Raw genomic sequence first — 26373 nt, forward strand, 5'->3', positions numbered from 1 at the left:
TTCGTCGCGGCCCACTGGGGGAACGCCCCCGGAAGCCGCCGAGTTCCCCAACGGCAAAGATTCCGTAAAGATGGCTGACCAGGGGAGGCGAAACGGCCGTGCGGGCGGACCGCGGCGCACATCAACGGGACTCCTCGCCGCCCCACGCCCGTGGTGTCGTCCGGTGTGGGCGAGGCATTCGTTTTCGGTGTGGCCGCCGAACCACCGGGCTCGCCGCGGGCTCGGGAAGCCCGCTGGCTTCCTCGTCCTCCCCGGGCCGGCGCGCCGGGGGAGTGCAGGTCGTGCTGCACGAGGACGAACCACCCCGGTTCGAGCGGCCGAAGCGGGGCACCCGAGAACCCGGTACGGCCGACCGGAGCCGTCCACGACGTCCGGGTGGCCGCGAGAACGGCATCATCGGTGTTCTCGCCGGAGCCGGCGTCCGGTGCTGCGCTGACACGGGACAACGCGGAGCCGACGACACCGCCGGTGCCCCCTGCCGGGGCCGACGGGAGGCCCTGCCCACAGGCCGACAGGCGGTCAAGCGCTCCCACGTCGCGAGCCGGGCCCTCGTCGGACAGGCCGTCGCCACCCTCGGGTCCCGGCAGCTCCTTCACACGCTCCGATGCTCGCCCACCCGCATCGCGAGCCTCGTCCAGGCCGCCCTGTGCCTGCATCACGCCGGCCCGGACTGAAGGTGGAAAAGGCCCGGTGCGCCGGCCCCGTCCGCGTGAGTCGGGCTTTTCGCGCCCTGACCGAGAGAACGTCTCCCGTCGGTCCCGGCGGGCCCCGACGGCGTCCGGGCCCCGGTGGGCGGCCGGGTCAGGTGTCGTACTCCTGGATGCGCCGTCCGTGGTCGCGCGCGGTCAGTCCGGGCAGCCGCTCCGTCAGTTCCCGTACGACGGCTCGCACGTCGAGGGTGAGCAGGACGCGGTCCCGCATCAGGACGCGGCCGTCGACGATCGTCGTGCGGACGTCGGCCGCACGGGCGCTGTGCACCAGGGTGGCGGCGAGGTCGTGGACCGGCTGGGTGTGCGGGGCGGTGAGGTCGACGAGAACGAGGTCGGCGCGCCGGCCGGGCGCGAGGGCCCCGACCCGGTCCCCGAGGCCGACCGCGCGGGCGCTCTGCGTGGTGGCGTGGTGCAGGGCCTGGCGGGCGGTCAGCCAGCGCGGATCGCCCTCGGCGGACTTCTGGACCAGGGACGTCAACGCCATGGCCTCCCACACGTCGAGGGAGTTGTTGGAGGCGGCGCCGTCGGTGGCGAGGCCGACGGGGACGCCGACCGCGCGCAGGGCCCGTACCGGTGTGGTCGTCGGCCAGGCGAACTTCAGGTAGCCGCGGGGCGCGGTGGCCACCGCCGTACGGCCACCCGTGCGTTCCAGCAGCGGCAGGTCCCGCTCCAGGATGCCGGTGCCGTGGGCGATGAGCAGGTCGGTGCCGAGCAGGCCGGTGCGGTCCAGGACCTCGATGGGGGTGCGGCCGTGCCGGGCCAGGCTGGTCTCGGTCTGGTCGCGGTTCTCGGCGGCGTGGATGTGGACGGGTAGGCCGTGCGCGCGGGCGAGGTCGGCGGTGTCCGCGAGGTCGGCGTCGGTGACGGTGTAGGGGGCGTGCGGGGCGAGCGCGGTGGTGATGCGGCCGTCGGCGGCGCCGCGCCGGCGGAGCGCGAACTCCAGGGACGCCTCCCGGCCCCGGGGCCCCTGATCGGAGAAGTAGACCTGACCGAGGTGGGCGCGCAGCCCGCACTCGGCGACGACGTCGGCGACCGCGTCCATGTGGAAGTAGTGGTCGGCGAAGCAGGTCACCCCGCCCCGGATCATCTCGGCGCAGGCGAGCCGCGCACCCAGCGCCACGTCCCGCTCGGTGAGGTTGGTCTCGACGGGCCAGACGACGTCGTTGAACCACTCCGCCGTCGGCAGATCCTCGGCGAGCCCCCGCAGGGCCACCATCGGCGCGTGCGTATGGCAGTTGATCAGGCCGGGCAGCGCGACCTGCCCGTGCGCCTCGATCCGCGTCACGGCCGGCACGTCCCGCGCGGCGGCTGCCGTGGTGACCGCGTCGATCACCCGGTCGCGGACGACGATCGCGGCGTCCTCGCGGAATCCGATCCGTTCCGCGCCGTCGTGCACCAGGACCGCACACCCGGTGACGACGAGGTCGGCGGGAGAACCGCCCGGGGTTCCGACATCGCTCATGGAACCAACCTACGGGCCGTCGTACGGCACGACGGGGATTCGACACCGCTTGCGACGACACGGTACGACCACCGCGACACGGTACGGCCATGCGCACCGAGGAAGGGGCCGACAGGCCGGTGCCGGGGCAGTGGTCGAAGAGCGCGCGCCGCTCCTGGTTCCCGCTCTCCTGGACGGCGGCAACTCCGACGCGTACGTCCGAAAGTCCGGCCGGCACCGGCACCTCAGCCCGGCCGCGGGCGGGACCGGCATCGGACGGAACGGAGCCTCCCGCGAAGGCCCGGCGCATCCACGATCCGGCTGTCCGTCACCACATCGAGCCGACTATGCGTGACAGTCCCCGCGCGCACCGTGTTCACTCGTAGGGTCGGGCCAGTTGACGGAAGGAAACGAACGAGATGCCCCACGACCTGACCGAGCTGGCGCGTATCGGCCGTGTGCTGGAGGAGGCACACTCCCTGCTGGAGGCGGACCGCAAACGCCTGGAAGAGCAGTACGGGCCGACACCGTACACGGACATCACTGCCGGCAGCCCCACGCAGACGCTGCACGGCATCGCGAGCCTGTCCAACGCCATGTCCCAGACGCTCAAATGGCTCGCTCTGGCCGCCGGCTACTCCGTCCTCGGGTTGGATCGCCGAGCCGATCACGCGCTGGAAATGGCGCAGATGAAACCGGTGGCCTTCCCGTCCGGTGCGGACCGCATGGCACGACCGCTCGGCGACGCCACCGTACGGGCGATGGAAATGGTTCGGGACCTCGGCTTCTTCGACGAGGAGATCGCGATCGCCGTCGACGTGGCCCTCGCGGCTCCACAGGCGACGTATCCACCGGCCGACTGGAGCGCACACGCAGCCGAGCGGCAGCGACGCGCCCAGTTCGAATAACACTGACCCATTGCCCCACTGACCCGCCGCTCCCGGTCCGCAGCCGCGCTCGCTCCTGGGCGGCGGCTGCCTGGTCTTCGGTTGTGGCCTGTCGTGCCCGGCGTCGGCCACGACAGGCCCGTGCCCGGTCTGCCCGCCGTCCCACCCCCGAAGCGGCGAGGTGGGGAGAGCGCGGTCGAGGCCGGGGCCGGCCCGTGCCGGTAGAGGAGCGCGCGGGCAAGGACCGGTGTCCAGCGCTCTGGGGCAGCACCACCGGGCCGCCCCCGCCCCCGCGCCCTCGGCCGCTCGCGGGAACGGTGGGTCCAGCCGGCCCCAACCCGGCGCGGGCCGTGCCGCACGCCGCCCGTGCCGCCAGAAGCGCGGCGTTTCCCGGGCGCACCCGTCCGGTGCCGGCCCCGGCCCGGCGTGACGCCCACGACCCGAACCCGTTCGCCACGGTGCTCCAGGAGCCGATGGCCGGGCGGGCAGGCCCGCGCACGGCACCGCCGCCAGGCCGCGGTCACTGAGGCCGCCGTCGTGCGCCGCGCCCGCGTCGAGCGGGCGGCCCGGCAGGACCGGGTCGTAGCACGGGGCGGCGGTGCGGTGGGGCGGTGGCAGGGGGTGCCGGTACGGGGGTGTCCTCGCCGCGTCGGGAGGTCTCGGCGGCCTTCTTCAGCGCGAGCTCGTCCCGGCCTCGGCCGGCCCGCCTCCGCTCGTGCGAAGAGCACCCTTGAGGCGCCCGACGCACACCTCCGCTCACGACTCACGCGAAATAACCCTACTTTTCCTGCTCTTACTGGACTTGGTGTTCAAGCAGTTGGATTCCAGGGGTGGACAAGAGCCCTTGTTCTTCACTCTGTTACGAGCAGACGTACAGCGGGCGCCGGGGGATTCACCGTTGGCGTGAAGGTGATCCTCGTCGTTCAGGGGCTGGGTGTGCCGCCCGACGGCCTCCAGTGGCTCGAAATGTCCATGTGGCACGTACAAAAAGGGCTGGCCAAAAGGGTGTTGTGGGAAAGTGTCACCTCAAGTGCCTTTCTGTTTGCATGAGTTGAGGGACGGGTTGAACCCTCAATGAGTTTCGGACAACGACCCGGCCGCCCCTGCCCATCTCCTTCACTTCTTGAAAGCATCGACCTGCTCCGAGCGGCCCGCACCTCCGCCCGGAGACGGTCGTGCCGGTCCACTCCGGCACCCGCGTCACCGGCCGTCGCGCGTACGGCCGGACACAAGGAGAGCTGCAGAAGTGGCTGACAGAGCGTTATTTTCCAGACACATATCGACAACCGGGTCTCGTCCCCTCCAGGGCGGTTCCGCTCCGCGGAGGCGCGCTGCGCTGACCGCGGTCCTCGCGGTGGGCGCGCTCCTCCTGCCCGTCACGACGACGGCGGGTCCGTCCGCCTTCGCCGCGGGCACGGACCGGGCGCCTCGGCAGATCGAGGTCGCTCCCCGGTCCGGGGCCGGGAACGTCGAACTCTCCGCCCCGCAACGGAAGAAGCTGCTCGAGGCGGCCTCCGACCAGAGCACCGCCACCGCCCGCCACCTGAAGCTCGGCGACCGGGAGAAGCTCGTACCGAAGGACGTCGTCAAGGACGCGGACGGCACCGTCCACACCCGCTACGAGCGCACCTACGCCGGGCTCCCCGTGCTCGGCGGCGACCTGGTCGTCCACGAGGGCCGTGCCTCCCGGACCGTCACCAAGGCCACCCCGGCGCGGATCACCGTGGACACGGTCGAGCCCGCCGTCGCGACCAGCGCCGCCAGGAAGGAGGCGCTGGCGGCGGGCGAGGAGGAGGGCGTCGCCAAGAGGGCCGTCTCCCGGGCGCCCCGCCAGGTCGTCTGGGCGGGATCCGGTGAACCCGTACTGGCGTGGGAGACCTTCGTCACCGGCGTCCAGGAGGACGGCACCCCGAGCCGCCTCCAGGTGGTGACCGACGCCACCACCGGTGAGCGGCTGCACAGTTCGGAGCAGATCCACGCGGGCGAGGGCCAGAGCCAGTACAGCGGCCCCGTGCGGATCGGCTCGGTCCACAACGGCACCGCGTACGAGCTGACCGACCCGGCGCGGGGCAACCACCGGACCTACTCGTTCGCCCCGGACAACACGCAGACACTGCTCACCGACGCCGACGACCACTGGGGCGACGGCACCGCCGCCCACGAGCAGACGGCCGCCGTGGACGCCGCGTACGGCGCGCAGAAGACGTGGGACTTCTACCAGCACCGCTTCGGCCGCAACGGCATCGCCAACGACGGGGTCGGTGCTCGCTCCCGGGTGCACTACGGCAGCGGATACGCCAACGCCTTCTGGGACGACCTCTGCTTCTGCATGACCTACGGCGACGGCCTCGGCGACGCCCGGCCCGTGACCTCCATGGACATCGCGGCCCACGAGATGAGCCACGGCGTCACCTACGCCACCGCCAACCTGCACTACTCGGGCGAGTCGGGCGGCCTCAACGAGGCGACCAGCGACATCATGGCCGCCGCCGTGGAGTTCTACGCCGACAACCCGCTGGACACGCCCGACTACACCATGGCCGAGCTGATCGACCTGCGCGGCACCGGCCGGCCGATCCGGTACATGGACCAGCCCTCCAAGGACGCCTCCGCCAAGGGCACCTCCCAGGACTACTGGACCCCCGAGACCAGGAAGCTCGACCCCCACTTCAGCTCCGGCGTGGGCAACCACTTCTTCTACCTGCTGGCCGAAGGCAGCGGCCGGAAGACCATCAACGGCATCGCGTACGACAGCCCCACCCACGACGGCAACCCGGTCGCCGGCATCGGCATCGAGAACGCCGCCGCCATCTGGTACCGGGCCCTCACGGTCTACATGACCAGCCGCACCGACTACGCGGGCGCCCGCGTCGCCACCCTCCGGGCCGCCAACGACCTCTTCGGCATGGACAACGGCGCGTACACGGCCGTCGGCAACGCCTGGGCCGCGGTCAACGTCGGCCCCTCGTACGTCAACAACATCGCGGCCGTCGTCCCGCCCGCCCAGGAGTCCGCGGTGGGCCAGCCGACCGAGTTGCGGATCGACGCGGTCTCGACCCGCCCCGGCGCCCTCCGCTACGCCGCGACCGGCCTGCCCGCCGGGCTGGGCATCGACACCGCCACCGGAGTCATCAGCGGCACCCCGACGACGGCGGGCGACTTCACCACGGTCGTCACCGTCACGAACTCCGCCTCGGAGTCCCGCGACGTGACCTTCGCCTGGTCCGTGCTGGCCTCGGGCGGGAACTTCTTCACCAACCCGGCCCGGGTCGACATCCCCAACTGGGTCACCGTCGAGTCCCCCATCGTCGTCACCGGCCGGACCGGCAACGCGCCGGGCGACCTCAAGGTGACCGTCGACCTCGTCCACGACTTCATCGGCGGACAGGTGATCAACCTCGTGGCCGAGGACGGCACGGTGATCCTGGTGAAGGACTTCGTCTGGGACGAGGGCAGGGAGCTCCACCACACGTTCACCGTCGACGCGTCGGCCGTGCCCGCCAACGGCACGTGGAAGCTGCGCGTCACCGACAACACCCCCGGCATCTTCACCGTCGACCCCGGTTACCTCGACGGCTGGAGCCTGACCTTCTGACGCTCCTGCCCACCCGGGCATGACGCCACCGGGCCCGGTCGTCCCCGAACGACCGGGCACCGCCCTGTCCGCGGACCCGGGGCGGCCCGTGCTCGGCGGCGGTTCCCTCCCGGACGCCCGCTGCGCTCCCGTCCCGCCGCCGGAGGCCCGCGCCGGCCGTCGAGGCGGACGCGGGCACAAGACCGAAGCGGTGGGCGACCGGCAGGAGCGTCACTCCTCCGGCCGCCCGTTCCAGCGGCGCAGCCGGCGGGGTTCGGCGGCGAGGGCCGTGCGGACCTCGCCGCCCGGGCCCGTCAGGAGTCGTACGTGATCTCCAGGTCCGACGGTCCTGTCCGGCCCGCTCCACCGCGAAGGCGACCGCTCCTCCCGCGGCCGGCGCGCGGAGCCCCCCGGCCTCGACGGCCGCGTGGTGCGCCCACACGTCGTCCGACAGGGCCGGGGTCACCAGGACGCCCCGCCCCTCCTCGCCGTGCCACTCACGCACGTGCCCGCTGAGCACGTCGTCGGATGCCGCATGGACACGGCCCGCTTCCCCGGCCGGTTCGGTGCCCGATGTCCCGGCCGCCGTCCGACGGATCGCGCCCGGCGCTCCCCTTCCGGGACAGCGCGAACCGCTCCGCCGTCCGGTACGCCCGGTCGGCCGCCGGTCCGCCGGCCGTGTCGTCAGCGCCCTTGGCGGTGGGCCGACGCCCTCGGAGTCGACCGGCGCCGAGGCCGTCCGCCCAGTTCGGGGCACCCCGGGCGCCGACCCGCCCGTGCCGTTCCCGCTGGGTGCTCCGGCGACCGCCCGGCCGGGCGGTGATCGGCGTGCCCGGTCCGTCCGTAAGCACTTCTCCGGGCTCCGCCGCGGGGAACGGAAGTGGCTCCGGGCGCGAGGAGTCGATCCGGCTCCATCCTGCGCCATGGCGCTGCACGCGTCCCGGGCGTCGGGATAGGGTCCGATGGGAGGTGCGGGGGAATGAGTTTCCGGTTGGCGGCGTACGCCGTGTGCATCGAGGGCGGGCGGGTACTGCTCGCCCGTCACGTGTCGCCGGTGGGCGAGAGCACCTGGACCCTCCCGGGTGGCGGGGTCGAGCACGCGGAGGATCCGTTTGACGCGGTGATCCGGGAGGTCGCGGAGGAGACCGGCTGCGACGCGGTGGTCGAACGCCTGTTGGGCGTGGACTCCCGGGTGATCCCCGCGGCCGAACGTGCCGTCCCCGGCGGACCGGAGCACCAGAATGTCGGTGTCTTCTACCGGGTTCGTCTCACCGGCGGCTCACTGCGGCCGGAGCCGAACGGCGACATCGCCGAGTCGGTCTGGACCCCGCTTCCCGATGTCGCTCGCCTGCGCCGGTCGTCGCTGGTCGACATCGGCCTCGCCCTGGCCCGGACGCTTCCGGCGACCGGCCACGTCGCCGCCGTCCCGGTCGGTGGTCTGATCCAGCACTGAGGCGCCGTCGCCCTGGGAACGGCCCGTCCCGCAGGCGGTTCCGTTCGCCGGGGCCTTGGCCACCCCGTCCTGATGGTCGGGGAAGCCGGCCGGGAAGACCGACGAACTCGTACCCGGGACGAGGGTGCCATCGTCATCGAAGAACACGGCGCCCGCATGATCGGACGAGAACACCGGCCGAGGGGGCTGCCATCACGCGGAACGCCGGATCGGGTACACCCCCACGCACTGCCGGTGCACGCCCACAGCTAGCCGGTTCTGATCTTTACCGCGGCCCGCCCGGCGTGCTGTGCTGCCCCTATGGACCAGACCAATGAGCTGAACGGAACGCCGGCCACCGGCCCCGCTTACCCCACCGTTCCGCACCGGCCGATGGCCGTACCGGCCGGGGAGGCCGAGGAACGGGCCCGCGCCTTCCACGAGGTGATGGCCCGTCGGCGTACCGTGCGTGAATTCTGCGACCGCCCCCTGCCCGAGGGCGTGGTGGAGTGGGCGATCCGTACCGCCGCCACCGCGCCCAGCGGGGCGAACGTCCAGCCGTGGCGCTTCGTCGTCCTCACCGACCCGGAGCGCAAGCGGCACCTGCGCGAGGCGGCCGAGGCGGAGGAGCGGGAGTTCTACGACCGCCGGGCCTCCGCCGAGTGGCTGGAGGCCCTGGCGCCGCTGGGCACCGACTGGAGCAAGCCGTTCCTGGAGGTCGCGCCCGCGGTGATCGTGGTCTTCGAGGTCCACAAGGGGCCCGACACGCCGCGTCCCTACTACACCAAGGAATCGGTCGGCATCGCCGTCGGCCTGCTGCTGGCCTCGCTCCACCAGGCGGGTCTGGCGACGCTCACCCACACCCCGAGTCCGATGCGTTTCCTGAACGAGGTCTGCGACCGTCCGGCGGAGGAACGGGCCGCCTACGTCATCCCGGTCGGCTACCCGGCCCAGGACGCACGGGTCCCCGACATCCACCGCAAGCCCCTGGAGCAGGTGATGGTGCGGCTGTGACCACGCCGCCGGCGGCGGCACCCGCCGGGTCGCCCGTCGGGGCGGTACCCGTCGGGGCGGTGCCCCCGGGCGGACGGCGGGACGTCCGCCCGGGGGCACCGTGTGGCCCGGGGCTCTCCGGGCCGTTCCGCGCTACTTCAGTCCGCTGTCCAGCGCGGTCATCAACCGGCCGTTCGGGGTGTCGCCGGACATCTCCCAGACGAAGCCGCCCAGCAGCCCTTTGGACTTGATCCAGTCCGTCTTCTTCCCGATCGACCAGGTGTCGTCGAAGGACCACCACTGGCCCCCCGGGCCGGTGTAGCCGAACGTCGACACCGACTCCTCGTCGTGGTGGACGGTCATGGACGGGAAGCTGGTGATCAGGTTGTTGTAGCCGCGGGTGCCGGCCTCGGTGCTGAACTGGCCGGGGGCCGCGCCGTTCGCGTCCTGCCACTCGCCGTTGGCGCCGCCGTCGGCGACGCCCTGCCAGCCGCGTCCGTAGAAGGGGAAGCCCACCGTCAACTTGCGCGGGTTGACCCCGGCGTCGAGGTACGTCTGGATCGCGTTCTCGATGCTGAAGTGGAAGGGGTAGGGGTCCTGCGCGTCGGCGCGGAGGTTGGACGCGTGACCGGTGCGTCCCGGTTCCCAGGAGTTGTCGCTGCCCGCGCCGTGGAAGTCGTACCCCTGCACGTTGGCGTAGTCGAGGGAGTCGAAGATCCGGCTCAGGTCCCAGCCGGCCTCGATCTTCGCCGGGTCGGCCGGGGTGAACGCGGTGAGCAGCCTGTGCTCGCCGCCGAGCGCGTCGAGCTGCTTGCGGAACTCGGCGAGCAGGGCGGTCAGGTTGTCCTTGTCCTGGGAGCCGTAGTGGTTGCCCGGGTGGCCTTCCGAGCCCGGCCACTCCCAGTCGATGTCGATGCCGTCGAAGACGCCCGCCGCGGTGCCCGGCCCGCCCGCGCCGTTGTAGACCGGCAGGTTGCCCTTGATCCATACGTCGATGCAGGACTTGACGAGTTTCTCCCGGGAGGCCTGCGTGGCGGCGGCGTCCGAGAAGAACTTCGAGTACGTCCAGCCGCCGAGCGACACGAGGACCTTCAGCTTCGGGTACTTGGCCTTGAGCTTCTTCAACTGGTTGAAGTTGCCGCGCAGTTTGCCCCAGCCGTCGTCGGCGACACCGTCGACCGACTGGGCGGCGGACATGGGGCGCGCGTAGTCGGCGTCCGCGTCGCCCGCGCCGGTGCCCTCGTCGGGGTCCTGCGGATTGCCGGAGGTGCTCTTGGTCACGCCGGCCTGGCAGGTGAGGTTCTTCGGGTCGAGGTTCTCGAAGGCGTAGTTGACGACGTCGAGCTGGGCCGCGGCGCCGGAGGTGTCGAGGTTCTTCACGAAGTACTGGCGTCCGTAGATGCCCCACTGCACAAAGTACCCCACCTTGAGCTGCTTGCCCGGGCCGGCCACGTCGTCGGTGGTGACGTTCACGGCGTTGGAGGCGGCCGACGGGTTGTCGGCGGTGTCCCGGGCCTTGACGGTGAAGGTGTAGGCGGTGGCCGGGGAGAGCCCGTCCACCGTGGCCGTCGTGGTGTCCGCGCCGACGGACTTCACCAGCGTGCCGCCCCGGTGGACGTCGTAGGCGGCCACGCCCACGTTGTCGGTGGACCCGTTCCAGGCCAGGGTCACGCTGGAGGCGGTCTTGCCGGTGGAGCGGAGGTTGCCCGGGGCGGTCGGCGGGGTGGGGTCGGTCGACGGGTCCACCGTCTCGACGGTCAGCGGGGCGCCGGCCGGACCGGTGTTCCCCCGCCTGTCCTTGGCCCGGACGGTGAAGGTGTAGCGCGTGGCCGGGGACAGGCCGGTGACCGTCGCCGAGGTGCCGCTCGTGGTGGCGACGGTGTCCGGGCCGCTCAGCACCTCGTACGCGGCCACGGCGTGGTCGCCCGGTTGCGCTGCGGCCCAGCGCAGTGCGACCGAGTGCGCGGTGACCGCGGTCGCCTCCGGCGCGCCGGGGGCGGTCGGGGGGACGTCGGGGGTGCCGTCGCACTTGTCGCCGTTGACCGTGCAGCCGGTCGGGGTTTCGGCCGTCCCGGTCGCGGTGAACCAGTAGCTGTACGGCTCGGTGCTGCCGCCGGCCGGGACGTTCCCGTTGTAGAAGGCGTTCTTGACGGTCACGTGGCGGCCGGAGACGGTGACGTCGCCGTGGTAGTTCCCGGTCAGGGACATCCCGGCCGGCAGGTCGAACTCCAGGGTCCAGCCGTTGACCGCGGCCGTACCGCTGTTGCGGATGACGTACGTTCCCTTCCACCAGGAGCCGTTGTCCTGGGTGGTGAAGGTCGCCGTCAGGGTTCCGGCGGCCTGGGCGGGTGCCGCGAGGGTCGTGAGGGCCGCGAGCGGCAGGAGCATCACGGCCACCAGGGCGGTGATCCGCCGCCGGAGCCGTCCGGCGCCGGAGGGGCGGGGTGCCCTCGCCTCGGAGAGCGGTCTTCTTCCGTGAAGTGGTCTGCGCCTGTGGAACATGGCTCTCCCTGTCGTGGTGGGGTGGTACAGGGGTGAGGTGAACCGTGCGCGTGCGCATGCTGTGCCCGGGCGAAGGCAGGCCGGTGCGCTGAACGGGCCGGGGTAGGGCCCGATGCCGTCTTCGGCAGGTGTCCACAAGGTAAAAGGTCTGGACCAATGCGTCAACAGGTCGGGGCGGCCCGGGAAGACCCGGCCCGGCGTGACCGTTCGGCCCTCCGGCCCCCAGGCCCCTCACCGCCCGACCGCCCCGCGTTCACCCCCCTGCTCGTCCGCCCCGTGGTGGCGCAGGTCGACGACCGCACGGGCCGGGCCCATCCCGGCGGCGTCGACCGAGCACCGGCCACTGCGCGGATCGGACCGTGGGCCTCCACACCCGTCGGAGATCGTGGGGATCGTCCGGCGCGAGACGTCGACGCCGTGGACCTCAGCGAGGTGAGCCTGGACCTCTCCGGCGGTCAGGCCCTTTGCGGACGGCGAGACGACCACCTCGCTCACCCCGGTCGGACGCTTGGGCCGCTCCTTGGCGCTCCTCGGCTCGAAGGAGCCGTCGCGGGCGCGGGGGAGGGGCGTCCCCACCGGACCGACATCGTCCAGGGCGGTCTCCACACGCGTGCCGTTGCGGGAGTCGCCGCCGTTCTTCCCGGCCGGGTCGTGCCCGTCGCAGCCAAGACGGTCGGTGACCTCGCCCTCCGGGACCGACTCCGGCAGCCGCTTCGTCGGCTGCTGGAGTCGGCCCGCCCTCCCCGGTCGGCCGCGGGCCCTTGGCCCGGGCCCGGGAGAGCGGCTCGTCGACCAGCCGGTCGTCCACTGCGCCCGCCGACTGAGGCTCGGCCACCTCGATGATCTCGGCCTCGGTCACGTACTACTGGTCATCGGCGCATCCCCCGTGATCGGGAGTCACACCGAACGGCTTGCGGTCCCGACGAGCATCGTTCTCCACGACGTCGACGGTTTGGCCGGATGCGTTCGGCGGTTCCTCATCGTCCGCCCTGGGGCGGGTTGTCGGGACCGGTGACGGTGACGGTGGCGCGGGCCGTCTGGTCGACGTGGAGGGTGAAGACGTCGGGACGGGCGTAGTGGCCGGTCGGGTCGAAGTCGAAGCGGGCCCGGGGCAGGTCGTCGAGGTCGAGTTCGGCGGCCAGGATGCCCTCGCTGCCGCGCAGCGGGCCGGCCAGGACTTCACCGAGCGGGGACACGATGAGCGAGCCGCCACCGATGAGTACGGTGTCGGGTTCGTCGCCTTGGACGGGTCGGACTTCGGCGGGCAGGGCGTCGCGCCGCAGGTACTGACTGGCGCTGAGCACGAAGCAGCGCCCCTCCAGGGCGACGTGGCGCATCGTGGCCTGCCAGACGTCACGGTCGTCCACGGTAGGAGCGCACCACAGCTCAACGCCCTTGGCGTACATGGCGGTGCGGAACAGCGGCATGTAGTTCTCCCAGCAGATGCCCGCACCGAGACGGGTCGTGCCGGTGTCGATCACGGGCATCGTGGAGCCGTCGCCCTGCCCCCACAGGTAGCGTTCGGCGGCCGTGGGCATGAGCTTGCGATGCAGGCCGAGGTACCCGTCGGGGCCGAAGAACAGCGCGACGCAGTACAGGGTGCCGCCCTGGCGTTCGACGGCGCCGACGACGGCGTGGCAGCCGAGTTCCCGGGTCAGCGCGGCCAGGGCGTCGACCTCGGGACCGGGTACGTCGATGGCGGAGGCGTGGTAGCGGCGGAACAGCTCACGGCCGGCCGGGGTGCGCCTGCCGACGGTGATGTCGAAGTCCAGCCCTTTGGGGTAGCCGCCGAGGAACGCCTCGGGAAGGACGACGACATCGGCGCCGTGCCGCTCGACGGCCTCCCGGATGAGTTCCTCCGCCCGGCGGAGCGCGGCGGGCGTGTCGAAGAGGGGAGCGGCGGCCTGGACGACGGCCGCAGTGAGTGTGGTCATGCCGTCGACGCTAGAAACCCCGCCGCGTGCCGAGCAAGCCGATCCTCGCACGGGTCGACATTGGCGAAGCCGAATTCCGCAAGGCTGGCTTGAAACCTCTGGTGGTCCCCGCCGCGCCGGCGCACGAGAGCGGTGCCACGAAGGTGGCGGCGGCCCTGCACCCGGACGCGGACCGGGGATCGAGGGCCTGGCGGGGGCGAGAGCCCGGTGCGGGCGCGGCGGGTGACCGTGCCGGGCAAGGCCGATCGGGCACGACCAGTGCGGTCACCCGAGTACGAAGCGGCAAGCCTGCCGCGTCTGCTGGTGACCGCCGCCCGTACCACGCCGGGCCGTACCCCGCGTCCGCATGATCCGCGCGGTGATCCGTTCCAGCAGTTCGGGATCCAGCATGCGCAGGATCGTAGAAGGCCGTCCGACCGCCACGGGAAGGAACCAGCGGATCGGCCGCGACCGTTGCTCACGCGCTCACCGCACTGAGCGTTCCAGCGCATCCCGGTGATCGGAAACCCACTGACAGGCCGTCCGAACCTGCCTCACCGCCCCAGCGTCACGAAGCCGGACCATGGCGGCGTCACCCGCATCGGCCTGGGACTCGATGCCCCGCCAGCACCGGTCCTGCCACCACAGGATCGTGGACACGAGACAGCGCCGGTCCGACAACTCGTAGCTGTCGACGATCAGCCTCATGCGCCGGGCCGCCTCCTCGACGTCGGTGACCGAAGGGCCCAGATCGAGGTACTGCCAGCAGACATGAGCGACGTCATGGATCCGCGCGCCCGGCGCGGCAAGGTCCCAGTCGATGAATGCCGCCGGCCGAAGCTCCTCCCCGCACAGCCGATAGACCGTGTTCTTGGGCGACAGATCGTTATGGCATACGACCTCTTGGTCACCGGCCAGCGGGGTGCCGGCCGTCAGGTCGTGGAACTCACGTACGAGCCGGGCGACCGTCGCCAGACTCTCGTCGGATGAGACAGCAGCAGGTTGTCGCGGCTCCCACGCCACATGCCCTTCAAGGTAGCTGAGGACTTCACGGCCCTCGTCGTCCACACCGAGATACCGCGGGGCACCACTCCAGCCACGTGCTTCAAGCAACCTCAGCAGATCGCCTACGAACCTCGTGCGAGCCGGGGCTGGACGGCGCACCGTGTCCCCGACACGAACGACCGCATTGACGAAACCTCCGGGCAAGGACGACTCAGGCATCCGTCCACCCTGCCCGATCGTCGGCCCGAACCGCCATGGACTTGTCCTGACGCTTCATCCGCCTCCGAGGCAACTCCGCCAGATGATCCACCGCGCAGGCAGTCGTCCCCGACCTGCGTGAGCCCCCCGAGAACCGGTCACACCAGCTCTTTGACCTGTGGCTTCAAGGTGGTGGAGGCGCACCCGCCCGCCCACCGTCGGCACCGAGGGCGGCGAGGCGGGGAGTGGTGGGACCGGGCGGTCGAGACACCGTACGGCTGCTGGCCGGACGCCTGTCGGCGGAAGGCGTCTGACTGGTCGCCCTGACCGCTGCGGCGGTTCGCCGTCGCCGGACTCCCACCCCCAGCACACGGTGCCGCCCCGGCCCCTGTACGCCCACCTGCGTCGGTGCCACGCCGACGCCCGCCACCGGGACGTCCGGCCCTGTGGGCGGAGCCCGGTGCCGGGCCGGGGGAGAGATCTCCTACCCGCGCCCTACCCGACACGACGCTGACGTGGGACACGACGCTGACGCGGGCCCCGGGCGGCGGGATGCGGGCCTGGCCACGTACGCACCTGGACTGCGAGGGGGGTGACAAGTCGTCTCCCCGGCGGGAGAGCCTCTGGCCGCACCACCTCTGGCCGCACCAGGCGTCAGTGGCGAACAGACGACGGGCCACGGCGACGCCGACAGTGGACCACCGCGGCTTCGGAGTCACCCGTGCCGCAGCCGACCCGGAGGCGGGATCACCGGCGGACGGCATCCCGCCCGGTCCCCGGAGACACCCTCTCCTCGGCCACCACACCAGCGTTTTTCGTACCCACCGCCACCGACCACTCCCCACGCCGCGCCGGCACGGCCATGATGGGAGCGCTCCCGCGCCACCGCACGCACAAATCTGCCGACACCGGAAGGACCGCCCATGCGCACCGCTCCCCACCTCTCTCGGCGGGCACTGCTCACGGCTGCCGCCGCGAGCGTCACCACGGGCGTCGCCGTCGCCGCGGCCGCTCCCTCCCAGGCGTCCGTCGCCCACCGCTCCCGGCCGTCCACCGCCTTCGCCGGGTTCCGGACGGTGGGCCGGGTCAAGAGGGCAGCCGACGGCTCGGTGCAGTACACCTGGCCCGGCATCGCCTTCGAAGGCCGGTTCCGCGGCACCGGTGTCGGCATCGTGCTCGACGACTCCGCCAACGACTACGACGTCCAGATCGACGCGACGACCGTCAGCACGGTGGTGACTCCCGGGCGCACCACGTTCTGGGTCAAGGGCCTCGCCGACACCGAGCACACCGTGCGGCTCGTCAAGCGCACGGAGAGCCCGTGGGCCGCCGGCCGCTTCGGCGGGTTCGTCGCCGCCCGGGGAGGGAAGGTCCTCGCCGCCCCCGCGGCGCGGAGCAGGCAGATCGAGTTCATCGGTGACTCCTTCACCGCCGGGTACGGCAACGCCTCGGGCACGCGCGACTGCTCGGCCAACGGAGGAGTCAACCGGAACAGCAACGCGGACCTCGCCTTCGGCGCCCTCACCGCCCGGAAGCTCGGCGCCGACTACCAGCAGAACGCGTTCTCCGGCCGCGGCATGGTCCGCAACTACAACGGCGGCGACCCCGGCACCGACTACCGCACCTACTACGACCGGGCCCTGCTGAACGTCGACGGCGACGTCTGGCAGAGGCCGCGCAGTTGGCGGCCGCAGGTCGTCGTCATCGGCCTCGGCATCAACGACTTCTCGACCCCGCTCCACCCGGGCGAGCCGTGGGCCACACAGAGCGAGCTGATCACCGCCTACGCGAGCGCCTACCACGGCTTCCTCGACAAGCTGCGGGCCCGCTACGGAAGCAGGACGTTCCTGGTGGTCAGCGCCACCCTGGTGGCCGGCACCGCCTTCGCCGACACCGCCCGGGGCATCGTCGAAGAGCGCAACGCGCGGGGGGACGACCGGGTCGGCTACTGGTACTACGACGATCCCGGTCTGGACCGGCTCGGCTGCGACTGGCATCCCTCGCTCCGCGACCACCAGATCATCTCCGGGCTGCTCGACCAGTACCTCGCCACTCTGCCGCTGGACTGGTGACGAGCCCGCCCGAGGTCGACGACTCCTACTCCCCGGCGGTCAGGGCCGCGGCGACGGTCCTGCTGGTGATCGGGGTCGGCGGCGCCTTCGAGAACGCCCTGGTCGAGGCCGGCACCTCCGACCGCGTCAAGGACGTCACCGACTCGTGGTCCCTCTCCACCCTCGTCCCCGCCGGGCTGGTCGCGGCCGTCTTCCGTGGGGCCCGGGTCCGGTGACCGCCGCGGTGGTCACGGCCCCTGGTGTGGCGCCGCCCCTGCTCGCCGGTGGCGGAGCCCGTGCCGGGATGACGGTGCTCGCCGTCTCCTGCGGATCCGCCGCCTTCCCGCACGCCGACGAACCCGGCTTCCGGCCGTTCGAGGAGCACGTCAACCCCTCGGTCATGCGAGCGATCAAGGTCCGTACCACCTGCACGACGGTGCTGTCGGCCCTCGGCCCGGGCGGCGTCCCGGTGGCCGAGTGGACCCTTGACGTCCTCGGACCGTGACCATCTGCCCTGTCCCCTCCCCGTACACAAGGAATGTGAAGAGAACATGAGCACGAGCCAGCCGACCGTCACCGCGTTCTCCGTCTACCCCGTAGCGGGCCGCGACTGCATGGAGCTGAACCTCTCCGGCGCCCACGGCCCCTACTTCACGCGCAACGTCGTCGTCCTGACGGACTCCGAAGGGCGTACGGGCCTCGGCGAGGTGCCCGGCGGGGAGAAGATCACGCAGACCCTACGGGACGCCGAGTCGCTGGTGATCGGTTCGAAGGTCGGCGACTACAAGCGCGTCCTGCGCCAGATCGCGGACCGTTTCGCCGACCGCGACTCCGGCGGACGCGGCGCGCAGACCTTCGACCTGCGCACCACCGTCCACGCGGTCACCGCCGTCGAGTCGGCCCTGCTGGACCTCTTGGGCCAGCACCTCGACGTGCCGGTCGCCGCGCTCCTCGGGGACGGTCAGCAGCGCGACTCGGTACGGGTGCTGGGCTACCTCTTCTACGTCGGCAACCCCGACCACACCGACCTCGAGTACGTCCGCGAACCCGACGCGGACACCGCCTGGTACCGGATCCGGCACGAGGAGGCCCTGACTCCCGAGGCGATCGTCCGCCAGGCCGAGGCCACCTACGAGCTGTACGGTTTCCGCGACTTCAAACTGAAGGGCGGCGTCCTGGACGGAGCGGAGGAGGTCAAGGCCGTCCGCGCGCTGAAGGACCGCTTCCCCGAGGCCCGGATCACCCTCGACCCGAACGGCGCCTGGTCGCTGCGCGAGGCCGTCGAGCTCTGCGCACCGCTGGTCGGGACGCTCGCCTACGCCGAGGACCCCTGCGGGGCCGAGGGCGACTACTCCGGGCGGGAGGTCCTCGCCGAGTTCCGCCGCGCCACCGGCCTGCCCACCGCGACCAACATGATCGCCACCGACTGGCGGCAGCTGACCCATGCCCTCGCCCTGCAGTCGGTCTCCATCCCGTTGGCCGACCCGCACTTCTGGACCATGCAGGGTTCCGTGCGCGTGGCACAGCTGTGCAACGCGATGGGACTGACCTGGGGCTGCCACTCCAACAACCACTTCGACATCTCGCTCGCCATGGTCACGCACTGCGGAGCCGCGGCGCCCGGCGCGTACAACGCCCTGGACACGCACTGGATATGGCAGGAGGGCCTGGAGCGGCTCACCACCGCCCCGCCCCGCATCATCGGCGGAGAGATCGCCGTCCCCGACGCCCCCGGCCTCGGTGTCCAGCTCGACATGGACCGCCTCCTCGCCGCCCACGAGCTCTACCGCACGAAGGCTCTGGGGGCACGGGACGACGCCGTCGGCATGCAGTACCTGATCCCCGGATGGAAGTTCGACCCGAAGCGGCCCTGCCTCGTGCGGTAGTACCGCAACGGTCTTCGGCGTGTCGGCCCGTCATGTGGGTCGTCGGTCTGGTCACGGGTGGGGAACTGGTTGGCGCCCGGTCGTGGAGGGGTGAACTGAAGGCTTTGCATCGGTTCGTGCACCGTGTCGCCAGGTCGGAGCCGCGCGAGTCGGCGCTTGCGCATGTGCGGGGGCCGATCGTTCCACCCGGGCGGAAGAACGGCTGGACACTGGCGGAGGAGGCCGGGCGCGCGGGTCCGGACCGGAGCCACCGGCTGTTGAACCGGATCGACCGGGACGCGGACGAGGTCCTGGACGACGTGCGTGCCTTTGTCGTCGAGCGCCTCCGATCACGCGCTGCAGGTGCGGCAGCCACTGCCGGTCGCGGGCACCGCCGTTGGAGGGGAAGGCACCGTACCCGCTCCCGGTCCTGACCCGCCCACGGCGAACCAGGGAGGACCGCAGCCGCGCGAACGCCGTTTCGAGAGCGCGTGTGGGATGTTTTCACCCCTTCTAGGGGATTTTTCACAAGCGCCCGATACGGCAGGCGTCGACTCAGTACGGTGCCGGCCATGGCCGAGGGTGCGAAGAGACGGGACGAGCTCATCGAGCGGGCGCCGCTCACGGTGGTGCGGCTCTGCGTCGTCATCGACCTCCCGTGGTACCGGTCGGCCCCTCACCACAGGGGAGGCCGCTGGAGCCGGCACCTGCCCGCCGACGACGGCACGCGTTTCTCGCTGCCGATCGCCGTCCCCCTCGCGGTGGTCGGATTCCCCTTGACGTCCTGCCCGTCCTGGTGGCGGAGCACCGGGACCCGCCCCCGCCTCCCGGGCCGCGGGGACCGGCGGTTCCTCATGGCCCTGCTCACCGCCCTGATCACCGATGAGGCGGCAACCACGCATCCGCTCCACCGGAGAGCAGATCGTCTTCAGCACCGCAGGAGGAAACGATGCCCACCCCCGCCGAGGCAGCCGTCCCGACCCGCACCAGCGGGACTGCGGAGCAGCGCCACGCCCTGGGCGCGGCGCTGCTGGGGTTCTTCGTCATCACGCTGGACGCGCTGATCGTCTCGGTGGCGCTGCCGTCGATCGGCGCGGACCTGGGTGGCGGGATCACCGGTCTGCAGTGGGTGGTGGACGGCTACACGCTGATGCTGGCCGCGCTGCTGCTCTCCGCGGGGTCGGTCTCGGACCGGATCGGCGCGAAGCGGGCCTTCGGCCTCGGGCTCGTCGTGTTCCTGGTGGCCTCGACGGCCTGTGGCTTCGCCCCGAGCCTGCCGTTTCTGGTGCTCGCCCGCTTCGTACAGGGCGTCGGGGCCGCCGTGATGATGCCGGCGACCCTGGCCATGATCCGCGAGGCGTATCCGGACGCCCGGGCCCGCACCCAGGCCCTGGCGATCTGGGCTTTGGGCGGTTCGGTGGGCTCGGCGGCCGGGCCGCTGGTGGGCGGGGCGCTGGCGACCTGGAACTGGCAGTGGATCTTCTTCATCAACGTGCCGGTCGGCGCGGTCGCCCTGGTGCTGCTGGCCCGGGTCGCCACCTCGCCACGCCGCGCGGTCCCCTTCGACCTCATCGGCCAGGTCAGCGCGGTGGTGACGCTGAGCGCCCTGACCTACGCCCTGATCGAGGGCGGGCAGGACGGCTTCGGCAGCCCGGTGATCCTGGCCTCGCTGGGTGTCGCGGCTGCCGCGCTGGTGGTGTTCCTGGCCGGCCAGGCCCGCGGCCGGGCACCCATGATGCCGCTGGACCTGTTCCGGTCGCGGCCGGTGGTCGCGGGCCTGACGGCCGGATTCGCGCTGAACTTCGGCTTCTATGGGGTGACGTTCCTGTTCAGCCTGTACTTCCAGGGCTTTCGCGGCCAGTCGGCCCTGGCCACCGGTCTGCTGTTCCTGCCGATGACGGTGCATTGCGTGGGCGTCTCCCTCGTCTCGGCGGCGGCGACCCGCAGGTTCGGCGCCAGACGCACCATGATCGCCGGGCAACTGGTCATGGGGACGGGGCTGTTGGTCCTGTGCCTGCTGCCGTCCACGACCCCGGTCTGGACGGTCGCGGTCCTGCTGATGCCGGTGTCCTTCGGCGGCACGCTGGCCGTTCCGGCCATGACCGGGCTGGTGCTGGCCTCCGTTCCGGCCGAGCGCGCCGGCCTGGCCTCGGGCGTGCTGAGCACCTTCCGCCAGGTCGGCGGCGCCGTGGCCGTCGCGGTCTACGGGGTGCTGGTGGCCGGCTCGTTCGCCTCCGGGATGCGCGTCGGCCTGATCGCCGGCACGGTGATGCTCGCGGTGGCCACGGCCGGGGTCGCCCGCGCCAGGGAGCCCTGAGCGCGCCGTCCGCCCGGCGGGCACAGGATGCCGCGCGGCGCCGGGGGAACGGAGACGGGGTCCGACGGCCCCGCATCACCGAAATCCACTGCCGCCCCCGCATCAAAAGACGCCGATAGTCCCACCCATAAAATATTCAGAATCACCTTGACCAACAAAGAGCCGGACCTTTTCACCCTGGAGGCACCTGCAGCGCATCCGGCCTCACTCGGTGCAAAAAAACGGATCACGCACCTCGGCCTGCCCGCTGCGGCCGTTCGCCCGGCTTCTCAAAAAACCCGCAACACGCCAGATTGACCAGAACCCGATGTGCCGATGGCCCACCTCTGGGTGTCAACACCGTTCGCACCCCCCCGCCGGGGCCGATGGGAGTCTCTTTCCGCCGACCAGAAAGCCGTCAACTGGTCCCACGTGAAGATCCACGCCTCCATCGAATGAGTCATGCTCATTCGCAAGTTTTGACGATTCCTTCGCAAGCTCCGGTGCTCGATTATTCGGATCATCTCCCTATATCAGGCGGCCCTCGCCCTGCATATGGCTAGCTCAGGACAGTGAGGGGAAATCCTCATTGACCCCCATGGACGGCGAGAACGACCTGTGCTCTACTTCAAATGAGCAGAAATGGCAAATGGCGCCGGGTCGCCACATTCTCGGTCCGCTGGTTTCCGTTCTGCTGCCGCGCCCGTACTGCACAAGGAGGTCTCGATGGCGGAAACTCACGCGCTCCCCTTCCCGTGGCATTCTTTCGACCTGAGGTCACGTTTCCTTCCGGAGGGGTGGCAGCAGGAAATCCTCGAAGTGGCACGCGTAAGCGCCGAGGACAAATACCTGGTGCCCTCCTATGCGACATCGAGGGAAGCGGACAGCGAATCGCAGATTCCCGTGCACACCGTGGACGGCGTCACTATCGCCGAAGAACTGCCGTGGCTGTATTCACTGTATCGGCAGCAACTTCGCGACATGGCGCAGACCCTGACCAGAGAAGAGGTGACGACCGCGACGGATGTCCGCACCGGACTCACCCTGAACGTGCAGCGGGGCAGCCAGGAACGGTACGAGTGCCACGTCGACTGGAACCCGTTGAGCGGGCTCCTCTACGTGACGGACCACCCCCGGGGCTCGGGCGGTGAACTCCTGGTCTCGAACAGGGGGGACGTGCACAGCTGCGAAGAGGTCGACGCCGACTGCACGCGCATCTACCCGGTGGCCGGGCACGCGCTCTTCTTCGACGGCCGGTACCACAGCCACTACGTCAATGCCCTCAGGAACGAAGAGGACGTCCGCGTGGTGCTGGCGATGAACTTCTACACGGCCTCCCATCCGGAGAAGAACCGACCAGAATCCCTCGATCGCCATTTGGGTCTGTTGCCCTAGACGGCGGTCGCACTTCCCCGCGGAGCAGTCCGGAAAGCGTACGAGGAGGGTGAACGTGATGGCGAACGACGGTGTGGTGCTGGTGACCGGTGCCGGTTTCCGGTCGGCCGAAGGATCGAACGACACCGAGAACATCTACACTTCTCGGTTCTACAAGCCGAACATCGGCGCGTGCGTTGCCCTGGAAGTGGCCATGACGGGCCGCTCCGTGGTCATCGCGTCCAGCTCGGAGGCCAAACTGTCCCGGGTGCGGCAGTCCATTCTGGACATGTGCGGAACCGCGACGGTTTCGACTGCTCCTGTCGACCTGTCCGATCCGTCGTCCGTGCAGAGGATGGTGGACGACCTCCCTGAGGGAAAGCACGTGGACGTCGTCCACTCCGCCGGGCTGGGTGCGGCGAACTACAAGATTCCCGACGACAATCCGTACCTTCCCGTCGAACGGACACCCATCGGTTTCCCCACCCAGGAGTTCGACGCCGTGGTGACCACTCTCCTGCTACTGGTGCAGAAGGTCATTCCGCGAGTCGCAGAACAGGAACGCACGCGGCTGATTGTCGTAGGCTCCATGAGTGGTATTCGCGCCTACCCTTTCGGGTATTCGCACGCCAGCGCCAAAGCCGGTCTGCACCACGCCGTACGCACGCTGGCCCTGGAGTTGAACCAGCGCGGAATCCACGTCACCGAGGTGAATCCCGGTGTCGTCGACACGGGACTCTACGACAATCCCGCGGTGGCCCAGGCTTCGGCCGCCGCCAGCAAGGCCTTCGGGTACACCTTCGAAGGGGACAGAATCCCACAGATGCCGCCTCGAGAAGTGGGTCGGGCCATCGCCTACGCGCTGAACTCGGCGGCGCACGTACTGACCATCAACCTCGTTCCCTTCGGACAGGAACCTCACACCGGCAGCTGAACCCCTGCCGGTCAAGGAGGGGACGGGCCGGCACCGGGTTGTCAGGGGGAAGCGCCGCCCTGGGGTCTTGGCCGGCGCCGGGGCAGCCGACAACTCCGCGCCGAAGACCTGATCACCGAGGTGGCCGGCATGAGGGCGTAGAGGGCGTTGATGCGGGAGCAACGAGCTCGCGAGACGCCCCGTGCGTCGAGGTGCCGGCCGGAGGCACACGGCCCGGCCGAGGTGGCCCGGGAGAAGGGAATCGAGCAGATCGGGCGGCCAGGGCACGAGCCGGGTCGGTGGGGCCGGCCCGGCGGCGTCCGGCTGACCCGGGCCAACCGGGCCGAGAACCGCACCGAGGCACTGAGCCGACGGGGAGAACCGGTCGGCGGGGAAGTCGGGGACACCACGGGTGCGGACGGCGTCTCGAAGATGCGGTGGGTGGTCTAGGTGGTGGTCGTGGTCGGGCTCTTCTCGGGGACGGTCAGGATGACGGTGCGTCCGTCGGGGTCGGTCAGGGCGTGTCGGCCCGCGGGCCGGTCGGTCGCCGGTGCGGTGAGGCCGAGGCGTAGGGGGCCGGTCGGCGGCTGCCGGGTGGCGGGGTAGAGCTCCAGGACGGTTCCGTCCGCGAGGGTGGCGGCGTAGTGCACCGGTCCGTTCCCGTGCTGTTCGCGTACGAGGTCGAGGCCGATGCTGCGGTAGAACTCCCGGCAGTCGTCGAGCCGGGTGGTGTAGAGGACGACGAGGTCGATGACCACGGGATCGCTCCTGTGGGGTTGCTGGGGACTGTGTGACGGGTCGGCCCACCCCGATGGCTCCGGGGCGAGCGGTTGGTCCATGCGGCGCCGGCTCACCCCCACTCGGGCAGGGGCACGCGGCCTCTTCGAGTTCTGCTGACCGCGAGTCCGGACCATCCCCGCGCGGGCGGGGAGTACCACATCCAGTACGTCCAGACGGCCGCCGAGGCGGGACCATCCCCGCGCGGACGGGGAGCGCACTTCCTGACCTGCGAGCCCATGGGCCGATGCCCCTGCCTCTCATCGCCTGCCCCGAAACCGGCATAGCGCCCACACCCGTGACAACGGGCGGCTGGGTGGTGGACGAGCAACAACGGCACGGCAGCGGGAGCGCACCGGTTCGACGCCCGATGGGGATCGGCGGGTACGGCGGCGGGGCGGCGATGCGGGCGCGAGACGGGAAGACGGCGCCTCGGGAACCCGGTGGACTCGCACGTCGTCTTGTCGAGCGCGTCGGAGAAGCGGTCGAAGGTGGCGTACGGCGAACAGGCGCGGCCCGGAAGCGAGCGGGCGGCGGCGGGCCCGGTGGCGGTCGGTGAGGTGATCGCCACCGGGCCGGCGGTGAGGCCGGTGAGTACGGTTCTCAGGCGCATGGCCGTCGCCGTAGAACCGGCCGGTGACGTACGGGAAGCCGCCCCGCGAAGCGTCAGCCCTGCGGCGGCACGGCGACGAACGCCTCACGCGGCTCGCTGGTCGGGATGAAGCGGGTGACACCGGCCTTGACCGGCACCAGGTCCTTGTGGATGGCTCTGGCGACGTTCTGGATGGTGGTCACGCCGTAGGTCATCGTGCTGTTGCCCTGCGTCAGCACGGTGATCGTGTAGTCGTGCCCGGCGCCCTTGAAGGTACCCAGGCTGTGCACCCGCCAGCCGTGCGTGGAGCGCTGCAGCCAGCCGTTCTTGACGTGCACGGAGACGGAGGAGGGCGCGCCGGCCGGAGTGCCCCAGCGCTGCGAGGAGACGACCTGGCCCATCAGCTTCAGGATGTACTCGCGGGAGTTGTCGCTCAGCACGCTGTTCTTGGCGGTGATGAGCTTCAGCAGCTTCTGCTCGTCGTTGACGTTCACCTGGGTCAGGCCCCAGTAACCGCCCGTGCCCGGCACGGTCCTGGTCATGCCGGCGGCCGTGAGGAACCCCTTGATCTTCGTCATGCCCAGCTGCTTCCAGAGCTTGCTGGTCGCGTTGTTGTCGGACTTGGTGATCATGGCCTTGGCGAGCGACTGCTCGGTGCTCGTCAGGTACCGGTTGTGCTTCTTGGCGTCCCACAGCAGCGCGGCGAGCACGGTGACCTTGACGGTGCTGGCCGAGTCGTAGGCGCTGGTGGCCCGCAGGGTGCAGGTGGTCCCGGTGCTGCGGTCGTAGAGGCCGACGGCGATGGTTCCCTTGCGGCCCGCGACGGCGGCCGTGATGTCCTTCTTCAGCTTGGCGGCGAGGCCCGCCTTGGCCGACGTGCAGGTCACGGCCGGGGTGGCGGCGGTGGCCGGCGCGGCGGTGACGGCGGGTATGAGCAGCGCGGCACTGACGGCGGCCGCGAGCACGCCGGCCCGGCCGGTGGCCCGGTGAGTCATGAGAAGTCCCCTTGGAGGTCGTACGGGCGTTTTCTGAACGCCGTTGAGCGCACCCGTGCGCTGCCTCAGTGGACTCGCCAGGACGGTCGACAGTTGTACGTAGGTTCGGAAAAGTGGAGTTCCTCACCGGGTTCTCGCCGGGCCTCGGGGCCGGGGCGGATCACAGAACGCGCACGCGCGGTCCTGCTGGTCCCCCTTCTCCCCTCGCACCGGCAAGGGGAGGCGCCCCTGGGCGTGTCAGGCCGTGCCCCGGCGGCGCCCGCTCCGGCCACGATCGGCACGCCCAGTCGTAACGGTGTGGGTCGGCCAGTACCTCGCTGCGCCACCGAGCAGGCCGACGTCCAGCGCCGCCGTCAGGCTGCGGCGGCCGAGGCGGCCACCCTGCGCCGTGCCCGCGCCGAGCGAGCCGGGCCCCCAGGGGGAGCCTCGGAACCCGGAGCAGACGCCGTGCCCGCGCCGCGAGGGGCGGCGGCGCGGGCACGGCGACCGGCATCCGGCACCCGGGCTCTGATCGTCCCGAATGCCGACTCGCGCATCGCGTCCTACCGGCCGCAGGCCGGACGTACACCCCGAAGCCAAGGGCCGAAAGGACACCACCTTCCAGGCGGTCAAGACCGGCTCGACCAGAGCCCGGCGGGCATCGGGCACGTCACTGCGGTACGGACGACGAGCACTCACACACCGTGCGACGACCGCCGGCGCCACCCGTCACAAAACCACTCCAGAACACCAACCACCAGGAACAGATGCCCCCTAAGCCCAATACCGGTGACTTTGAGTGGTGTGGGTCGTTGGTTGTGGTGTGCCAAGGCCTGGGCAGGTGAAGTCGTCGGGTGGCCGGTTGTCGGACCGGAT

Annotated in this window: 21 protein-coding genes and 1 pseudogene; 14 read left to right on the forward strand and 8 right to left on the reverse strand. The window is 71.1% G+C overall.

Going from position 1 to position 26373, the window contains the following annotated elements:
• Window positions 1-801 precede the first annotated feature (801 nt).
• Window positions 802-2172 carry an amidohydrolase gene (locus AC07D6_RS30485; protein WP_479049739.1) on the reverse strand — a complete coding sequence of 457 codons (1371 nt, stop codon included), beginning with the start codon at window positions 2170-2172 and terminating at the stop codon, window positions 802-804.
• Between the two features lie 398 nt (window positions 2173-2570).
• Here AC07D6_RS30485 and AC07D6_RS30490 point away from each other — a divergent pair, with 398 nt between their 5' ends.
• The 5 genes from AC07D6_RS30490 to AC07D6_RS30510 all read left to right on the forward strand — a co-directional run bounded on the left by AC07D6_RS30490 (window position 2571) and on the right by AC07D6_RS30510 (window position 9058).
• Window positions 2571-3059 carry a hypothetical protein gene (locus tag AC07D6_RS30490; protein WP_315876070.1) on the forward strand — a complete coding sequence of 163 codons (489 nt, stop codon included), beginning with the start codon at window positions 2571-2573 and terminating at the stop codon, window positions 3057-3059.
• 882 nt (window positions 3060-3941) lie between these two features.
• Window positions 3942-4088: a hypothetical protein gene (locus tag AC07D6_RS30495; protein WP_479049742.1), complete on the forward strand. Its 147-nt coding sequence runs from the start codon at window positions 3942-3944 to the stop codon at window positions 4086-4088.
• A 304-nt stretch (window positions 4089-4392) separates the two neighbouring features.
• Complete coding sequence (locus tag AC07D6_RS30500) at window positions 4393-6633, forward strand: M4 family metallopeptidase (RefSeq protein ID WP_479049744.1); 2241 nt, start codon at window positions 4393-4395, stop codon at window positions 6631-6633.
• Window positions 6634-7591: 958 nt separating this feature from the next.
• Entirely contained in the window at window positions 7592-8065 is a 474-nt protein-coding gene (locus AC07D6_RS30505) for an NUDIX hydrolase (RefSeq protein ID WP_479049746.1), read from the forward strand.
• Between the two features lie 300 nt (window positions 8066-8365).
• Window positions 8366-9058: a nitroreductase family protein gene (locus tag AC07D6_RS30510; RefSeq protein WP_479049748.1), complete on the forward strand. Its 693-nt coding sequence runs from the start codon at window positions 8366-8368 to the stop codon at window positions 9056-9058.
• 132 nt (window positions 9059-9190) lie between these two features.
• On the opposite strand, the gene AC07D6_RS30515 is transcribed toward AC07D6_RS30510, so the two are convergent.
• From AC07D6_RS30515 to AC07D6_RS30535, 5 genes are all read right to left on the reverse strand, one after another.
• Window positions 9191-11425: a glycosyl hydrolase family 18 protein gene (locus AC07D6_RS30515; RefSeq protein ID WP_479049774.1), complete on the reverse strand. Its 2235-nt coding sequence runs from the start codon at window positions 11423-11425 to the stop codon at window positions 9191-9193.
• Window positions 11426-11770: 345 nt separating this feature from the next.
• A complete protein-coding gene (locus AC07D6_RS30520) occupies window positions 11771-12247 on the reverse strand; it encodes a transposase (RefSeq protein WP_479049776.1) in 477 nt (158 codons plus the stop codon).
• 269 nt (window positions 12248-12516) lie between these two features.
• Complete coding sequence (locus AC07D6_RS30525) at window positions 12517-13473, reverse strand: nitrilase-related carbon-nitrogen hydrolase (RefSeq protein WP_479049750.1); 957 nt, start codon at window positions 13471-13473, stop codon at window positions 12517-12519.
• A 264-nt stretch (window positions 13474-13737) separates the two neighbouring features.
• Window positions 13738-13863, reverse strand: coding sequence for a hypothetical protein (locus AC07D6_RS30530; RefSeq protein WP_479049752.1), 126 nt, complete (start codon window positions 13861-13863; stop codon window positions 13738-13740).
• A 75-nt stretch (window positions 13864-13938) separates the two neighbouring features.
• A complete protein-coding gene (locus AC07D6_RS30535) occupies window positions 13939-14520 on the reverse strand; it encodes a phosphotransferase (RefSeq protein ID WP_479049754.1) in 582 nt (193 codons plus the stop codon).
• Between the two features lie 1058 nt (window positions 14521-15578).
• Here AC07D6_RS30535 and AC07D6_RS30540 point away from each other — a divergent pair.
• From AC07D6_RS30540 to AC07D6_RS30580, 9 genes and pseudogenes are all read left to right on the forward strand, one after another.
• Entirely contained in the window at window positions 15579-16727 is a 1149-nt protein-coding gene (locus tag AC07D6_RS30540; protein WP_479049756.1) for an SGNH/GDSL hydrolase family protein, read from the forward strand.
• Window positions 16724-16942: a GntT/GntP/DsdX family permease gene (locus AC07D6_RS30545; protein WP_479049758.1), complete on the forward strand. Its 219-nt coding sequence runs from the start codon at window positions 16724-16726 to the stop codon at window positions 16940-16942. Before AC07D6_RS30540 ends, AC07D6_RS30545 begins: the two co-directional genes overlap by 4 nt.
• Window positions 16943-16968: 26 nt before the next feature.
• Window positions 16969-17211: a hypothetical protein gene (locus AC07D6_RS30550; RefSeq protein WP_479049760.1), complete on the forward strand. Its 243-nt coding sequence runs from the start codon at window positions 16969-16971 to the stop codon at window positions 17209-17211.
• A 46-nt stretch (window positions 17212-17257) separates the two neighbouring features.
• Window positions 17258-18592, forward strand: coding sequence for an enolase C-terminal domain-like protein (locus AC07D6_RS30555; protein ID WP_479049762.1), 1335 nt, complete (start codon window positions 17258-17260; stop codon window positions 18590-18592).
• 32 nt (window positions 18593-18624) lie between these two features.
• A pseudogene (locus AC07D6_RS30560) lies at window positions 18625-18933 on the forward strand (IS701 family transposase); the annotation flags it as partial.
• Between the two features lie 587 nt (window positions 18934-19520).
• Window positions 19521-20888, forward strand: a complete 1368-nt coding sequence (locus AC07D6_RS30565; protein WP_479049764.1) for an MFS transporter — start codon at window positions 19521-19523, stop codon at window positions 20886-20888.
• A gap of 147 nt (window positions 20889-21035) precedes the next feature.
• Complete coding sequence (locus tag AC07D6_RS30570) at window positions 21036-21185, forward strand: hypothetical protein (protein ID WP_479049766.1); 150 nt, start codon at window positions 21036-21038, stop codon at window positions 21183-21185.
• Window positions 21186-21593: 408 nt separating this feature from the next.
• Entirely contained in the window at window positions 21594-22262 is a 669-nt protein-coding gene (locus AC07D6_RS30575; RefSeq protein ID WP_315876058.1) for a 2OG-Fe(II) oxygenase, read from the forward strand.
• Between the two features lie 58 nt (window positions 22263-22320).
• The gene (locus AC07D6_RS30580) at window positions 22321-23175 is read left to right on the forward strand and encodes an SDR family oxidoreductase (RefSeq protein WP_479049778.1); all 855 of its coding nucleotides are present in this window, start codon (window positions 22321-22323) and stop codon (window positions 23173-23175) included.
• Window positions 23176-23600: 425 nt separating this feature from the next.
• Here AC07D6_RS30580 and AC07D6_RS30585 read toward each other — a convergent pair whose 3' ends face one another.
• Complete coding sequence (locus AC07D6_RS30585) at window positions 23601-23912, reverse strand: VOC family protein (protein WP_479049768.1); 312 nt, start codon at window positions 23910-23912, stop codon at window positions 23601-23603.
• A 685-nt stretch (window positions 23913-24597) separates the two neighbouring features.
• Window positions 24598-25518: a serine hydrolase gene (locus tag AC07D6_RS30590; protein ID WP_479049770.1), complete on the reverse strand. Its 921-nt coding sequence runs from the start codon at window positions 25516-25518 to the stop codon at window positions 24598-24600.
• Window positions 25519-26373 lie beyond the last annotated feature (855 nt).

Source organism: Streptomyces sp. NPDC045287 (genome assembly GCF_056432325.1).

Excerpts from the sequence above, each read along its gene's own strand:
- AC07D6_RS30580 (WP_479049778.1), top strand. The coding sequence starts at position 22,321 with ATGGCGAACGACGGTGTGGTGCTGGTGACCGGTGCCGGTTTCCGGTCG.
- AC07D6_RS30540 (WP_479049756.1), top strand. The coding sequence starts at position 15,579 with ATGCGCACCGCTCCCCACCTCTCTCGGCGGGCACTGCTCACGGCTGCC.
- AC07D6_RS30510 (WP_479049748.1), top strand. The coding sequence starts at position 8,366 with ATGGACCAGACCAATGAGCTGAACGGAACGCCGGCCACCGGCCCCGCT.
- AC07D6_RS30505 (WP_479049746.1), top strand. The coding sequence starts at position 7,592 with ATGAGTTTCCGGTTGGCGGCGTACGCCGTGTGCATCGAGGGCGGGCGG.
- AC07D6_RS30515 (WP_479049774.1), bottom strand. The coding sequence starts at position 11,425 with ATGCTCCTGCCGCTCGCGGCCCTCACGACCCTCGCGGCACCCGCCCAG.
- AC07D6_RS30525 (WP_479049750.1), bottom strand. The coding sequence starts at position 13,473 with ATGACCACACTCACTGCGGCCGTCGTCCAGGCCGCCGCTCCCCTCTTC.
- AC07D6_RS30555 (WP_479049762.1), top strand. The coding sequence starts at position 17,258 with ATGAGCACGAGCCAGCCGACCGTCACCGCGTTCTCCGTCTACCCCGTA.
- AC07D6_RS30575 (WP_315876058.1), top strand. The coding sequence starts at position 21,594 with ATGGCGGAAACTCACGCGCTCCCCTTCCCGTGGCATTCTTTCGACCTG.
- AC07D6_RS30530 (WP_479049752.1), bottom strand. The coding sequence starts at position 13,863 with ATGCTGGATCCCGAACTGCTGGAACGGATCACCGCGCGGATCATGCGG.
- AC07D6_RS30565 (WP_479049764.1), top strand. The coding sequence starts at position 19,521 with ATGCCCACCCCCGCCGAGGCAGCCGTCCCGACCCGCACCAGCGGGACT.
- AC07D6_RS30590 (WP_479049770.1), bottom strand. The coding sequence starts at position 25,518 with ATGACTCACCGGGCCACCGGCCGGGCCGGCGTGCTCGCGGCCGCCGTC.
- AC07D6_RS30485 (WP_479049739.1), bottom strand. The coding sequence starts at position 2,172 with ATGAGCGATGTCGGAACCCCGGGCGGTTCTCCCGCCGACCTCGTCGTC.
- AC07D6_RS30490 (WP_315876070.1), top strand. The coding sequence starts at position 2,571 with ATGCCCCACGACCTGACCGAGCTGGCGCGTATCGGCCGTGTGCTGGAG.